The 14562-nt window shown below is 64.7% G+C and carries 14 protein-coding genes; 12 read left to right on the forward strand and 2 right to left on the reverse strand.

All coding sequences use genetic code 11. From position 1 onward, the window contains the following. The first annotated feature begins 17 nt into the window (after positions 1-17). Entirely contained in the window at positions 18-452 is a 435-nt protein-coding gene (locus tag HMPREF1224_RS31500) for a type II toxin-antitoxin system RatA family toxin (RefSeq protein ID WP_003100497.1), read from the forward strand. Next, positions 445-750: an RnfH family protein gene (locus HMPREF1224_RS31505; protein ID WP_003095218.1), complete on the forward strand. Its 306-nt coding sequence runs from the start codon at positions 445-447 to the stop codon at positions 748-750. The genes HMPREF1224_RS31500 and HMPREF1224_RS31505 overlap by 8 nt, the downstream gene beginning before the upstream one ends. A gap of 67 nt (positions 751-817) precedes the next feature. Here HMPREF1224_RS31505 and HMPREF1224_RS31510 read toward each other — a convergent pair whose 3' ends face one another. After that, complete coding sequence (locus tag HMPREF1224_RS31510) at positions 818-1348, reverse strand: outer membrane protein assembly factor BamE (RefSeq protein WP_003109323.1); 531 nt, start codon at positions 1346-1348, stop codon at positions 818-820. A 97-nt stretch (positions 1349-1445) separates the two neighbouring features. On the opposite strand from HMPREF1224_RS31510, the gene fur reads away from it, so the two are divergent. After that, positions 1446-1850, forward strand: a complete 405-nt coding sequence (gene fur, locus HMPREF1224_RS31515; RefSeq protein WP_003095216.1) for a ferric iron uptake transcriptional regulator — start codon at positions 1446-1448, stop codon at positions 1848-1850. Between the two features lie 69 nt (positions 1851-1919). Here fur and recN read toward each other — a convergent pair whose 3' ends face one another. Next, entirely contained in the window at positions 1920-3596 is a 1677-nt protein-coding gene (recN, locus tag HMPREF1224_RS31520; RefSeq protein WP_003100507.1) for a DNA repair protein RecN, read from the reverse strand. A 167-nt stretch (positions 3597-3763) separates the two neighbouring features. Between recN and grpE the strand changes: the two genes are divergently transcribed. The 9 genes from grpE to HMPREF1224_RS31565 all read left to right on the forward strand — a co-directional run bounded on the left by grpE (position 3764) and on the right by HMPREF1224_RS31565 (position 14552). After that, entirely contained in the window at positions 3764-4324 is a 561-nt protein-coding gene (gene grpE / locus HMPREF1224_RS31525) for a nucleotide exchange factor GrpE (protein WP_003095213.1), read from the forward strand. Between the two features lie 89 nt (positions 4325-4413). Further along, positions 4414-6327, forward strand: a complete 1914-nt coding sequence (dnaK, locus tag HMPREF1224_RS31530) for a molecular chaperone DnaK (RefSeq protein WP_003095212.1) — start codon at positions 4414-4416, stop codon at positions 6325-6327. Between the two features lie 115 nt (positions 6328-6442). Beyond that, entirely contained in the window at positions 6443-7576 is a 1134-nt protein-coding gene (gene dnaJ, locus HMPREF1224_RS31535; RefSeq protein ID WP_003095211.1) for a molecular chaperone DnaJ, read from the forward strand. Between the two features lie 56 nt (positions 7577-7632). After that, positions 7633-8439 carry a 4-hydroxy-tetrahydrodipicolinate reductase gene (gene dapB / locus HMPREF1224_RS31540; protein WP_003095210.1) on the forward strand — a complete coding sequence of 269 codons (807 nt, stop codon included), beginning with the start codon at positions 7633-7635 and terminating at the stop codon, positions 8437-8439. Positions 8440-8621: 182 nt separating this feature from the next. Beyond that, entirely contained in the window at positions 8622-9758 is a 1137-nt protein-coding gene (gene carA / locus HMPREF1224_RS31545) for a glutamine-hydrolyzing carbamoyl-phosphate synthase small subunit (protein WP_003095209.1), read from the forward strand. 11 nt (positions 9759-9769) lie between these two features. After that, positions 9770-10420 carry a leucine efflux protein LeuE gene (gene leuE, locus HMPREF1224_RS31550; RefSeq protein ID WP_003095208.1) on the forward strand — a complete coding sequence of 217 codons (651 nt, stop codon included), beginning with the start codon at positions 9770-9772 and terminating at the stop codon, positions 10418-10420. Between the two features lie 19 nt (positions 10421-10439). Further along, positions 10440-13661: a carbamoyl-phosphate synthase large subunit gene (carB, locus tag HMPREF1224_RS31555; protein WP_003095207.1), complete on the forward strand. Its 3222-nt coding sequence runs from the start codon at positions 10440-10442 to the stop codon at positions 13659-13661. Beyond that, the gene (gene greA, locus HMPREF1224_RS31560; RefSeq protein ID WP_003095206.1) at positions 13658-14134 is read left to right on the forward strand and encodes a transcription elongation factor GreA; all 477 of its coding nucleotides are present in this window, start codon (positions 13658-13660) and stop codon (positions 14132-14134) included. The genes carB and greA overlap by 4 nt, the downstream gene beginning before the upstream one ends. A gap of 10 nt (positions 14135-14144) precedes the next feature. Continuing rightward, on the forward strand, positions 14145-14552 hold the full coding sequence (locus HMPREF1224_RS31565) for a DUF4149 domain-containing protein (protein ID WP_003109321.1): 408 nt from the start codon (positions 14145-14147) through the stop codon (positions 14550-14552). Positions 14553-14562 lie beyond the last annotated feature (10 nt).

A 14562-nucleotide genomic window follows, 5' to 3' on the forward strand; every position in this document is an offset into this window, starting at 1 on the left:
GCAGAAGTGAGAGTTCTATGAGCACCCATATCCAGCGTTCGGCGCTGTTGCCTTATCCCGCCCGCGCGCTGTTCGATCTGGTGAACGACGTGAAGCGCTATCCGGAGTTCCTGCCCTGGTGTTCGGCCAGCCAGGTCCTGGAGGAGAGCGAAAGCCTGATGCGCGCCGAGCTGACCGTGGCCAAGGGTAGCCTCAGCCAGCGCTTCACCACCCGCAACGTGTTGGTGCCGGGAGCTTCCATCGAGATGAACCTGGAAAACGGACCGTTCACCGAACTGCATGGCGTCTGGCAGTTCAAGGCGCTTGGCGAGAAGGCCTGCAAGATCACCCTCGACCTGACCTTCGATTACGCCGGGCCGCTGGTCAAGGCGACCCTCGGGCCGCTGTTCACCCAGGCCGCCAACACCATGGTCGACGCGTTCTGCCAGCGCGCCAAGCAACTCTATGGCTGAGATCGCCGTCGAGGTGGTCTACGCGTTGCCGGAGCGACAGGCGTTACTGCGCCTGAGCGTGCCGGCAGGTACCAGCGCACGCGAGGCCGTGCTGCTCTCCGGCATCGCCGAGGCCTTTCCAGGGCTGGATGTGCAAGGTTGCCCGCTGGGTATCTTCGGCAAGCTCCTGGCACGCCCGGAGGAGCGAGTGCTGGAGGCCGGCGAACGGGTGGAGATCTACCGCCCGCTGATCGCCGATCCCAAGGAGGTGCGCAAGCAGCGTGCCGCACGGGCCCGGAGCGAACGCGAAGGCGGTTAGCCGAGGGGTTTCCTGCGGAAATGAAAAAGCCCGGCGAATGCCGGGCTTTTTCGTGGAACGCCAGCCGTCATTGCGGGCTGGGGTCCAGAGGTTCGGGAGTCGGAACCGGTACCGGCTGGGCTTCGTCCACTTCGCGCTGGAGCTGTTCCAGGGTGGAGCCCGGTTTCGGCGGCTCTTCCTTCTGCTCTTCCGGTTTCTGCTGGTCGGCCGGCTGGGTGACGGTGGTGCTGCCTTCCTTGCCGAGGATCGCTTCGTCGCGGCTGACGCCGGGCATGAAGTCGCCGTTCAGGCCGGCCAGTTGGTCGCTGTCGTTGAAGAACAGGCTGACGCGTTCCTGTTGGCGACGACCGCCGCCCGGCTGGATGCTGTAGAGGTAGTCCCAACGATTGGCGTGGAAGGTATCGACGATGAGCGGGTTGCCCATGATAAACCGCACTTGGCGTCGGGTCATTCCGGGACGCAACTGGTCTATCATGTCCTGCGTTACGACGTTGCCTTGCTGGATGTCGATTTTATAGACGCCAGGAAACGAGCAACCGGCGAGTGCGGCAAGCCCCGCGAAAGCGAGACAGGTCAGCATGAGCTTGGCGTTTTGCATCGGTGAGCGACTTCCACTATCTTGGCTGGGCAAATAAAAGCCCGATCATACCCGTATTCCGGGATACTGCGAAACATCCCGCGCTGAGAAAGCAGACATGGTTGAAAATAGCGAACTTCGAAAAGCCGGCCTTAAAGTGACCCTGCCGCGGGTCAAGATCCTGCAGATGCTCGACTCGGCCGAGCAACGCCACATGAGCGCCGAAGACGTGTACAAGGCGCTGATGGAAGCAGGCGAGGACGTGGGCCTGGCAACCGTCTATCGGGTGCTGACCCAGTTCGAGGCCGCCGGCCTGGTGGTGCGTCACAACTTCGATGGCGGCCATGCCGTGTTCGAGCTCGCCGATAGCGGCCACCACGACCACATGGTCTGCGTCGATACCGGCGAGGTGATCGAGTTCATGGATGCGGAAATCGAGAAGCGCCAGAAGGAAATCGTCCGCGAGCGCGGCTTCGAGCTGGTCGATCACAATCTGGTGCTCTACGTGCGCAAGAAGAAGTAGTCGCGCAACGGTTCCATGCGAAAACGGCGACCCTGGGGTCGCCGTTTTCATTTTCCATTGAAGGAACGTTCAGTTCTGGGCGGCCAGGTTGACCAGTTTCTTCGCGTGGGCCAGGGATTCCTTGGTCAGGTCGACGCCGCCGAGCATGCGGGCGATCTCCTCGATCCGCTGGGCCTTGTTCAGGGTGGCGACCGCCGTACGGGTTTCGCTGCTGCCGCGTTCCTTGTGCACGAACAGGTGCTGGTGGCCCTGGGCGGCGACCTGCGGCAAGTGGGTCACGGTGAGGACCTGGCCGCGTTCGCCGAGGCGGCGCAGCAACTGTCCGACCACTTCGGCGGTGGGGCCGCCGATGCCGACGTCGACTTCGTCGAAGACCAGGGTGGGGATGCGCGAGGTCTGTGCCGTGATCACCTGGATCGCCAGGCTGATCCGCGACAGTTCGCCGCCCGAGGCGACCTTGGCCAGCCCTTTCAGCGGCTGCCCGGGGTTGGCGCTGACCAGGAACTCCACGCTTTCCAGTCCGTTGGCCTGCGGCTCGGCGCTGTCGCCGGGATGCAGGACGATGGCGAAGCGCCCCCCGGGCATGCCCAGGCGCTGCATTTCCTGCTCCACGCTGGCGGCAAGAGGTGCGGCCGCGGCCTGGCGCAGGCGGCTCAGTTCTTCGGCTTTTTCCTGGTAATGCCGGGCGTAGGCGGCCAGCTCGTCGCCCAGGCGTCCGACTGCTTCGTCGTCGGCGTTCAGCGCCTCCAGTTCGTCGAACAGGCGCTGCTGCAGGTCGGCCAGTTCGGCGGGCTGGACCCGGTGCTTGCGCGCCAGGGAGTAAATGACGTCCAGGCGCTCCTCGACCTGCTGCTGGCGATTGGGATCGGCATCGAAGTGGTCGACGAAGCGGTTCAGTTCGCCGATCGCCTCCTCGACCTGGATCTGCGCGCTGGACAACAGGTTGACCGCTTCGCCGAGAGCGGCGGGCTGGCCGCTGAACGAGGTCAGGCGGTTGAGGCTGGCATTGAGCGCGGAAAGGACGTTGCCGGCATCGCTCTCGCTGCACATTTCCACGACTTGGCGGCAGGCGGCGAGCAGGCTTTCGGCGTTGCTCAGGGTCTTCTGCTCCTGCTCCAGGCTTTCCAGTTCGTTTTCGCCGAGGGACAGGTTTTCCAGTTCTTCCAGCTGGTAGCTGAGCAACTGGTGGCGGGCGCGTTGTTCGTCGCCGCTACGCGACAGGCGTTCGAGTTCCTGGCTGGTCTGCTTCCAGCGTTGCGCGGCGAGCTGCACCTGGCGCGCCAGCTCCTGGCAGCCGGCGTACTCGTCGAGCAGGCGCCGGTGGGTCTCGCTCTTCAGCAGCGACTGGTGCTCGTGCTGGCTATGGATGTCGATCAGCAGTTCGCCCAGGCTCTTCAGGTCGCCCAGCGGGCAGGGCGTGCCGTTGATGTAGGCACGCGAGCGACCTTCGGCAGTGATCACCCGGCGCAGGATGCACGGACCGTCCTGTTCCAGGTCGCGCTCGGCGAGCCAGTCGCGGGCCTCGGCGATGGCACTGACGTCGAAGCTGGCGAGAATGTCGGCCTTGTCCGCTCCGGGACGTACCGCGCCGCTGTCGGCGCGGTCGCCGAGGGTAAGGCCGAGGGCGTCGAGCATGATCGACTTGCCCGCACCGGTTTCGCCGGTGATCACGCTCATGCCGGTAGCGAGTTCGAGATCCAGGTGCTCGACGATGGCGTAGTTGTGAACGGACAGGTGAACCAGCATGGCGGGCGGCTCCGTGGGTTTTGTCTGGTTATTTATACAGTATTTTTTCCGGCTGGCAATTGCCGCTCGCCCCTTGAACCGTGGAAAGCCGTCCCCATATAGCCGGCAACGTTGCGAACTTATGCGTTCGCCTTGTATTTGCCAGCTTATTTTTGAAGGAGAGTGGCATGGCTGACGAACAGCAGACCCTGGATCAACAGACCCCCGAGCAGCCCACCGGCGCCGCCGAGGACCTGACCGCCCGCGTGCAGGAACTGGAAGAGCAGCTGGCTGCCGCCCAGGACCAGGCGCTGCGCATGGTCGCGGATCTGCAGAACGTACGCCGGCGTGCGGAGCAGGATGTCGAGAAGGCGCACAAGTTCGCGCTGGAGAAATTCGCCGGCGACCTGCTGGCGGTGGTCGACACCCTCGAGCGCGGCCTGGAGATGTCCGATCCCAACGACGAGGCGATCAAGCCGATGCGCGAAGGGATGGAACTGACCCTGAAGATGTTCGACGACACCCTGCGCCGCTACCAGGTGGAGGCGCTGAACCCGGAAGGCGAGCCTTTCAACCCCGAGCAGCACCAGGCGATGGCCATGCAGGAAAGCGCTTCGGCCGAGCCGGGCAGTGTCCTCAAGGTGTTCCAGAAAGGCTACCTGCTCAACGGCCGCCTGCTGCGTCCGGCGATGGTGGTAGTCAGCAAGGCGCCGGCGGAAACCCCGCCGTCCATCGACGAGCAGGCTTGAAATTCGACGCGACGACCCCATCTGGGTAGTCAACCGAGCACGAGACCCACGGGCGGGTCGCACGGAATCAAAGTTTCTGGAGAGTGAATATGGGCAAAATCATTGGCATCGACCTGGGTACCACCAACTCCTGCGTGGCTATCCTGGAGAACGGTAACGTCAAGGTCATCGAGAACGCCGAGGGCGCGCGTACCACCCCCTCGATCATCGCCTACACCAACGATGGCGAAACCCTGGTGGGCCAGCCGGCCAAGCGCCAGGCGGTCACCAACCCGCAGAACACCCTGTATGCGGTGAAGCGCCTGATCGGCCGTCGCTTCGAAGAGAACGTGGTTCAGAAAGACATCCAGATGGTGCCGTACAGCATCGTCAAGGCCGACAACGGCGACGCCTGGGTGGAAGTGAAGGGCCAGAAGATGGCGCCTCCGCAGATTTCCGCCGAAGTGCTGAAGAAAATGAAGAAGACCGCCGAAGACTACCTCGGCGAGCCGGTCACCGAAGCGGTGATCACCGTTCCGGCCTACTTCAACGACAGCCAGCGCCAGGCCACCAAGGACGCCGGCCGCATCGCCGGCCTCGACGTCAAGCGGATCATCAACGAGCCGACCGCGGCGGCGCTGGCCTATGGCCTGGACAAGGCCAAGGGCGACCACACCGTGATCGTCTATGACCTGGGCGGCGGTACCTTCGACGTGTCGGTGATCGAGATCGCCGAAGTCGACGGCGAGCACCAGTTCGAAGTGCTGGCCACCAACGGCGACACCTTCCTCGGCGGCGAAGACTTCGACATCCGCCTGATCGACTACCTCGTCGACGAGTTCAAGAAGGAAAGCGGCATCAACCTGAAGGGCGACCCGCTGGCCATGCAGCGTCTGAAGGAAGCGGCCGAGAAAGCCAAGATCGAGCTGTCCTCGACCCAGCAGACCGACGTCAACCTGCCGTATGTGACTGCCGACGCGAGCGGTCCGAAGCACCTGAACGTCAAGGTTTCCCGCGCCAAGCTGGAGTCCCTGGTCGAAGACCTGGTGCAGCGCACCATCGAGCCGTGCCGCACCGCGCTGAAGGATGCCGGCCTGGATGTTTCCGATATCCATGAAGTGATCCTGGTCGGCGGCCAGACCCGCATGCCGCTGGTACAGAAGACCGTTGCCGAGTTCTTCGGCAAGGAAGCGCGCAAGGACGTCAACCCGGACGAAGCCGTGGCTGTCGGTGCCGCCATCCAGGGCGCGGTCCTGGCCGGCGACGTGAAGGACGTGCTGCTGCTCGACGTGACCCCGCTGACCCTCGGCATCGAGACCCTGGGCGGCGTGATGACCGGTCTGATCGAGAAGAACACCACCATCCCGACCAAGAAGTCGCAGGTGTTCTCCACCGCCGACGACAACCAGGGCGCGGTGACCATCCACGTGCTGCAGGGCGAGCGCAAGCAGGCCGCGCAGAACAAGTCGCTGGGCAAGTTCGACCTGGCCGACATTCCGCCGGCTCCGCGCGGCGTGCCGCAGATCGAGGTGACCTTCGATATCGATGCCAACGGCATCCTGCACGTCTCGGCGAAGGACAAGGCCACCGGCAAGCAGCAGTCCATCGTGATCAAGGCATCCTCCGGCCTGTCCGAGGATGAGATCCAGCAGATGGTCCGCGATGCCGAGGCGAACGCCGAGGAGGACCGCAAGTTCGAGGAACTGGCTGCCGCTCGCAACCAGGGCGACGCGCTGGTCCACGCGACCCGCAAGATGATCACCGAGGCGGGCGACAAGGCCACCGCCGAGGACAAGGCGACCATCGAGAAGGCGCTGGGCGAGCTGGAAGCGGCGGTGAAGGGCGACGACAAGGCCGAGATCGAGGCCAAGATGAACGCTCTGTCCCAGGCTTCCACCCCGCTGGCGCAGAAGATGTACGCCGAACAGGCCCAGCAGGGCGAAGACGCTCCCCAGGGCGAGCAGGCGAAAGCCGCTGACGACGTGGTGGACGCCGAGTTCGAAGAGGTCAAGGACAACAAGTAAGCCCCGGCTTGCTTCTGCCCCGCGTGCCGGCCAGGCCGGTACGCATGATCCGCCACGCGGGAGCCTGCTCCCGCGTTGGCGTGTCTGGAGGGTCCTTAATTGAGACGGAAAGGTTATGGCGAAACGAGACTTTTACGAGGTTCTGGGGGTTGAGCGTGGCGCCAGCGAGGCGGACCTGAAGAAGGCCTACCGCCGCCTGGCGATGAAATATCACCCGGACCGCAATCCTGGCGACAAGGAAGCCGAGGACAAGTTCAAGGAGGCCAACGAGGCCTACGAGGTCCTCTCCGATGCCAGCAAGCGGGCGGCCTACGACCAGTACGGCCATGCCGGCGTCGATCCGAATATGGGTGGGGGCGCTGGCGCCGGTTTCGGCGGGGCGAGCTTCTCCGACATCTTCGGCGATGTGTTCAGCGATTTCTTCGGTGGCGGCGGTGCCCGCGGTGGCTCGCGCGGCGGCGCGCAGCGCGGCGCGGACCTGCGCTACACCCTGGACCTCGACCTGGAGGAGGCGGTACGTGGCACCACCGTCACCATCCGCGTGCCGACCCTGGTCGGTTGCAAGACCTGCAACGGCAGCGGCGCCAAGCCCGGTACCACACCGGTCACCTGCACCACTTGCGGCGGTATCGGCCAGGTGCGCATGCAGCAGGGCTTCTTCTCGGTCCAGCAGACCTGCCCGCGCTGCCACGGCACCGGCAAGATGATTTCCGATCCCTGTGGCTCCTGCCATGGCCAGGGGCGCGTGGAAGAGCAGAAGACCCTGTCGGTGAAGGTGCCGGCCGGCGTCGACACCGGCGACCGCATCCGCCTCACCGGCGAAGGCGAGGCCGGCAGCATGGGTGGTCCGGCGGGCGACCTGTACGTGGTGGTCAATGTGCGCGAGCACCCGATCTTCCAGCGCGACGGCAAGCATCTGTACTGCGAAGTGCCGATCAGTTTCGCCGACGCTGCGCTGGGCGGCGAGCTGGAAGTGCCGACCCTGGATGGCCGGGTCAAGCTGAAGATTCCGGAAAGCACCCAGACCGGCAAGCTGTTCCGCCTGCGCGGCAAGGGCGTGGCCCCGGTGCGCGGCGGCGGCGCCGGCGACCTGATGTGCAAGGTGGTGGTGGAAACCCCGGTGAACCTGGACAAGCGCCAGCGCGAGCTGCTCGAGGAGTTCCGCAAGTCGTTGCAGAGCGACACCTCGCATTCGCCCAAGGCCAGTGGCTGGTTCGAAGGCATGAAGCGTTTCTTCGACGACCTATAAACAAAGCCATGGGCGCGGCCTGACAGCCGCGTCCGGGTTCCGCGTGGAGTGGTTTTATGCGACGTATAGCCGTAGTGGGCGCCGCCGGGCGCATGGGCAAGAACCTGATCGAGGCCGTTCAGCAGACCGGCGGTGCCGCCGGGCTGACGGCGGCGGTGGATCGTCCGGATAGCACCCTGGTGGGGGCGGACGCCGGCGAGCTGGCCGGTCTCGGCCGGATCGGCGTGCCGTTGTCCGGGGACCTGGGCAAGGTCTGCGAGGAGTTCGACGTCCTGATCGACTTCACCCATCCCTCCGTAACCCTGAAGAACATCGAGCAGTGCCGCAAGGCGCGCCGGGCGATGGTCATCGGCACCACCGGCTTCAGCGCCGACGAGAAGCTGCTGCTGGCCGAGGCGGCGAAGGATATCCCGATCGTCTTCGCTGCCAACTTCAGCGTCGGTGTGAACCTTTGCCTGAAGCTTCTGGATACCGCGGCACGGGTGCTGGGCGACGAAGTGGATATCGAGATCATCGAGGCCCATCACCGGCACAAGGTCGATGCGCCGTCCGGCACCGCCTTGCGCATGGGCGAGGTGGTAGCCCAGGCGCTCGGCCGGGACCTTCAGGAAGTGGCGGTCTACGGACGCGAGGGGCAGACCGGCGCGCGGGCGCGGGAAACCATCGGCTTCGCCACCGTGCGCGCCGGCGACGTGGTGGGCGACCACACCGTGCTGTTCGCCGCCGAGGGCGAGCGCGTGGAGATCACCCACAAGGCTTCCAGCCGCATGACCTTTGCCCGTGGCGCGGTGCGTGCGGCGCTGTGGCTGGAGGGCAAAGAGAATGGCCTGTACGACATGCAGGATGTGCTCGGTCTACGCTGAGACGCTGCCGCACGTCGTCTTATTGGTGGACCGGAATGTCGCGATTCTGTAAACTACAGCTTTAGTGTGTCCACTAAAAGCAGCGCAGCATGAATCGAAAAAAAGCGGGATGACTCTTCACGGTGTCATCCCGCTTTTTTACACCTGCGCGACCAGTCAGGCTTGATTTACGGGAGGTCTTCTTGACTAAGCCAGCCATACTTGCACTTGCCGACGGCAGCATTTTTCGCGGTGAAGCCATCGGTGCCGACGGTCAGACCGTTGGCGAGGTGGTGTTCAACACCGCCATGACCGGCTACCAGGAAATCCTCACCGATCCTTCCTACGCCCAGCAGATCGTCACCCTGACCTACCCGCACATCGGCAATACCGGTACCACCCCGGAAGACGCCGAGGCCAACCGTGTCTGGGCCGCCGGCCTGATCATTCGCGACCTGCCGCTGATCGCCAGCAACTGGCGCAGCAAGCAGTCGCTGCCTGACTACCTGAAAGCCAACGGCACCGTCGCCATCGCCGGCATCGATACCCGTCGCCTGACCCGCATCCTCCGCGAGAAGGGTTCGCAGAACGGCTGCATCCTGGCTGGTGCCGACGCTACCGAGGAACGCGCGCTGGAGCTGGCTCGCGCCTTCCCCGGCCTGAAGGGCATGGACCTGGCCAAGGAGGTCACCACCGCCGAGCGCTACGAGTGGCGCTCCAGCGTCTGGAACCTGGAAAGCGACAGTCACCCGGAGATCCCGGCCGGTGAACTGCCGTATCACGTGGTGGCCTACGACTACGGCGTCAAGCTGAACATCCTGCGCATGCTGGTGGCGCGCGGCTGCCGCCTGACCGTGGTGCCGGCGCAGACACCGGCCAGCGAAGTGCTGGCGCTGAACCCTGACGGCATCTTCCTTTCCAACGGCCCCGGCGACCCCGAACCGTGCGACTACGCGATCCAGGCGATCCGCGAATTCCTCGATACCGAGATCCCGGTGTTCGGCATCTGCCTCGGCCATCAGTTGCTGGCCCTGGCCTCTGGCGCCAAGACCCTGAAGATGGGCCACGGCCACCACGGCGCCAACCACCCGGTGCAGGACCTGGACAGCGGCGTGGTGATGATCACCAGCCAGAACCACGGTTTCGCGGTCGACGAGAGCACCTTGCCGGACAACCTGCGAGCCACTCACAAGTCGCTGTTCGACGGTACCCTGCAGGGTATCGAGCGCACCGACAAGGTCGCTTTCAGCTTCCAGGGCCACCCCGAGGCGAGCCCCGGTCCGCATGACGTCGCCCCGCTGTTCGACCGCTTCATCTCGGCGATGGCCGAGCGTCGCTGAGGAGCAGAGCCATGCCGACCCTGGGGATAACCGATTTCTGGACCTACGTGCTGGGTGTGGTTTTCGTGATCCTGTTGCCCGGGCCGAACTCGTTGTTCGTCCTCGCGACTTCGGCCCAGCGTGGCGTGGCGACCGGCTACCGGGCCGCCTGCGGCGTGTTCCTCGGCGACGCGGTGCTGATGCTGCTGTCGGCCCTTGGCGTGGCGTCCCTGCTGAAGGCCGAGCCGATGCTGTTCATCGGCCTGAAGTACCTCGGTGCGGCCTACCTGTTCTATCTCGGCGTCGGCATGCTGCGGGGCGCCTGGCGCAAGCTGCGCAATCCCGAAGCGACGGCGGCGCAGGCCGAACAGGTGGATGTCCACCAGCCGTTCCGCAAGGCGCTGCTGCTCAGCCTGTCGAATCCCAAGGCGATCCTGTTCTTCATCTCCTTCTTCATCCAGTTCGTCGATCCCGGCTATGCCTATCCGGGCCTGTCGTTCCTGGTGCTGGCGGTGATCCTGGAACTGGTCAGCGCCCTTTACCTGAGCTTCCTGATTTTCACCGGTGTGCGGCTGGCGGCCTGGTTCCGCCGGCGGCAACGGTTGGCTGCCGGCGCCACTTCGGGCGTCGGCGCCCTGTTCGTCGGCTTTGGTGTGAAGCTGGCCACCGCAACCCTGTCCTGATTATTGCAACGAGAGTCCCATGCCAAAACGTACAGACATAAAGAGCATCCTGATCCTCGGTGCCGGCCCCATCGTGATTGGCCAGGCCTGCGAATTCGACTACTCCGGCGCCCAGGCCTGCAAGGCCCTGCGCGAGGAGGGCTACCGCGTCATCCTGGTGAACTCCAACCCCGCGACCATCATGACCGATCCGGCGATGGCCGACGCGACCTACATCGAGCCGATCAAGTGGGCCACCGTGGCCAAGATCATCGAGAAGGAACGCCCCGACGCGCTGCTGCCGACCATGGGCGGCCAGACTGCGCTGAACTGCGCCCTGGACCTGGAGCGCCACGGCGTGCTGGAGAAGTTCGGCGTGGAGATGATCGGCGCCAATGCCGATACCATCGACAAGGCCGAGGACCGCTCGCGCTTCGACAAGGCGATGAAGGATATCGGCCTGGCCTGTCCGCGCTCGGGCATCGCCCACAGCATGGAGGAGGCCTACGGCGTGCTCGAGCAGGTCGGCTTCCCCTGCATCATCCGTCCGTCCTTCACCATGGGCGGCACCGGCGGCGGTATCGCCTACAACCGTGAAGAGTTCGAAGAGATCTGCGCCCGTGGCCTCGACCTGTCGCCGACCAACGAGCTGCTGATCGACGAGTCGCTGATCGGCTGGAAGGAATACGAGATGGAGGTGGTCCGCGACAAGAAGGACAACTGCATCATCGTCTGCTCCATCGAGAACTTCGACCCGATGGGCGTGCACACCGGTGACTCGATCACCGTGGCACCGGCGCAGACCCTGACCGACAAGGAATACCAGATCATGCGCAACGCCTCGCTGGCGGTATTGCGCGAGATCGGCGTGGAAACCGGCGGTTCCAACGTGCAGTTCGGCATCTGCCCGAACACCGGGCGCATGGTGGTGATCGAGATGAACCCGCGGGTTTCCCGCTCCTCGGCCCTGGCCTCCAAGGCCACCGGTTTCCCGATCGCCAAGATCGCCGCCAAGCTGGCGGTCGGCTACACCCTCGACGAACTGCAGAACGACATCACCGGCGGTCGCACCCCGGCGTCGTTCGAGCCGGCCATCGACTACGTGGTGACCAAGATCCCGCGCTTCGCCTTCGAGAAATTCCCGAAAGCCGATGCCCGCCTGACCACCCAGATGAAGTCGGTCGGCGAAGTCATGGCCATCGGCCGGACCTTCCAGGAGTCGGTGCAGAAAGCCTTGCGCGGCCTGGAAGTCGGCGCCACCGGCTTCGATCCGAAGCTCGACCTGAACGACCCGGAGGCCGACAGCATCCTCAAGCGCGAGCTGACCGTGCCCAGCGCCGAGCGTGTCTGGTACGTCGCCGACGCCTTCCGCGCCGGCAAGAGCGTCGAGGAAGTGTTCGAGCTGACCCGCATCGACGAATGGTTCCTGGTGCAGATCGAGGACCTGGTCAAGGACGAGGAGAAGGTCAAGACCCTCGGCCTGTCCTCCATCGATCGCGAGCTGATGTACAAGCTCAAGCGCAAGGGCTTCTCCGACGCGCGCCTGGCCAAGCTGCTCGGCGTCACCGAGAAGAACCTGCGCAGCCATCGCCACAAGCTGAAGGTGCTGCCGGTCTACAAGCGTGTCGATACCTGCGCCGCCGAGTTCGCCACCGACACCGCCTACATGTATTCGACCTACGAGGAAGAGTGCGAGGCCAACCCGTCGAGCCGCGAGAAGATCATGATCCTCGGCGGCGGTCCGAACCGCATCGGCCAGGGCATCGAGTTCGACTACTGCTGCGTGCACGCGGCGCTGGCGATGCGCGAAGACGGCTACGAGACCATCATGGTCAACTGCAACCCGGAAACCGTCTCCACCGACTATGACACCTCCGACCGCCTGTACTTCGAGCCGGTGACCCTCGAGGACGTCCTTGAGATCGTCCGCGTCGAGCAGCCCAAGGGCGTGATCGTCCAGTACGGCGGCCAGACCCCGCTGAAGCTCTGCCGCGCCCTCGAAGAGGCCGGCGTGCCGATCATCGGCACCAGTCCGGACGCCATCGACCGTGCCGAAGACCGCGAGCGCTTCCAGCAGATGGTCCAGCGCCTGAACCTGCGCCAGCCGGCCAACGCCACCGCGCGCAGCGAAGACGAGGCCCTGGCCGCGTCCAAGGCCATCGGTTATCCGCTGGTGGTACGCCCGTCCTACGTGCTGGGCGGGCGGGCGATGGAAATCGTCTACCAGGAAGAAGAGCTCAAGCGCTACATGCGTGAGGCGGTTCAGGTTTCCAACGACAGCCCGGTGCTGCTCGACCACTTCCTCAACTGCGCCATCGAAGTCGACATCGACGCGGTATGCGACGGCGAGATCGTGGTGATCGGCGCGATCATGCAGCATATCGAGCAGGCTGGCGTTCACTCCGGCGACTCCGCCTGTTCGCTGCCGCCGTACTCGCTGCCGCAGCACATCCAGGACGAGATCCGCGAGCAGGTCAAGAAAATGGCCCTGGAGCTTGGCGTGGTCGGCCTGATGAACGTGCAGATGGCGGTGCAGGGCGAGGATATCTTCGTCATCGAGGTCAATCCGCGCGCCTCGCGTACCGTGCCGTTCGTCTCCAAGTGCGTCGGCGAGTCGCTGGCCAAGGTCGCCGCCCGCGTCATGGCCGGCAAGACCCTGGCCGAGGTCGGCTTCACCCAGGAAATCATCCCGCCGTTCTTTAGCGTCAAGGAAGCGGTGTTCCCGTTCGCCAAGTTCCCCGGCGTCGATCCGATCCTCGGCCCGGAAATGAAGTCCACTGGTGAAGTGATGGGCGTCGGTGATAGCTTTGCCGAAGCCTTTGCCAAGGCTCAGTTGGGGGCCAGCGAGATCCTCCCGACCGCCGGTTGCGCCTTCATCAGCGTCCGCGAAGACGACAAGCCGTTCGCCGCCCAGGTGGCTGGCGACCTGGTCGCGCTGGGCTTCGAAGTGGTAGCCACCGCCGGTACCGCGCGTGTCATCGAGGCCGCGGGCCTGCCGGTGCGTCGCGTGAACAAGGTGACCGAAGGTCGCCCGCACGTGGTGGACATGATCAAGAACGACGAGGTCACCCTGATCATCAACACCACCGAGGGCCGGCAGTCCATCGCTGACTCCTACTCCATTCGTCGAAACGCCCTGCAGCACAAGATCTGCTGCACCACCACCATTGCGGGTGGGCAGGCGATCTGTGAGGCGCTCAAGTTCGGTCCCGAGAAGACCGTTCGGCGTCTGCAGGATCTCCACGCAGGAATCAAGGCATGAGCAAGTTCCCCATGACCGTCCAGGGCGCCCGCGCCCTGGAAGAAGAAGTGAAACACCTGAAGGGCGTGCTGCGCCCGCAGATCAGCCAGGCCATAGCCGAAGCGCGTGAACTGGGCGACCTCAAGGAAAACGCCGAGTACCATGCGGCGCGCGAACAGCAGGGCATGGTCGAGGCGCGTATCCGCGACATCGAGGCCAAGCTGTCCAACGCTCAGGTCATCGATGTCACCGCCATCCCGCACAGCGGCAAGGTGATCTTCGGCACCACCGTCGACATCGCCAACGTCGAGACCGACGAGACCGTGACCTACCAGATCGTCGGCGACGACGAGGCGGATATCAAGGGTGGCAAGATCTCGGTGAATTCGCCGATCGCCCGTGCGCTGATTGGCAAGACCGAAGGCGATGCCGTGCTGGTGAGAACCCCGGGCGGCGACGTCGAGTACGAGATCGTCGAGGTTCGCCATATCTAAGCGCGCTCCGTTGCGCGCAGGCGCGATCAGTTGGCTGCTGGCCCAGACGTTCTGGGTCGGCGGCCTCTGGTTGCTGCAGTTCGTGGTCCTGCCTGCGTTGGCCAAGACCGGACTGGCGCCGTTACTGGTGGAAACCGTAGCCGCGGCGTTGACGCCGCTGCTGATCGGCTTCGCCGGATTCTGTGCGGTGCTGCAGGCGCTGGTGTTGGTGTCGAGCCACGGGCCGAGGAGCCTCTGGCGAGACCTTCGCGGTCAGTTGTTGCTCGCCGTCGCGCTGCTCTGCCTGGTGTATTTCCTGGTGCGTGGGCTGGCGCCCGAGGCGGTGCGCTGGCTGCTGTTCAACTACCTGGCGGTGGCGATGTGTGGCCTGCTGCTGGTGTTGCAGCCGGTACCGGGGCGGGACGAGGAAGGCGTCTGAACCAGGTCGG

The sequence above is a fragment of the Pseudomonas sp. P179 genome, from assembly GCF_000478485.2.
In the GTDB taxonomy this organism is placed as follows: domain Bacteria; phylum Pseudomonadota; class Gammaproteobacteria; order Pseudomonadales; family Pseudomonadaceae; genus Pseudomonas; species Pseudomonas aeruginosa.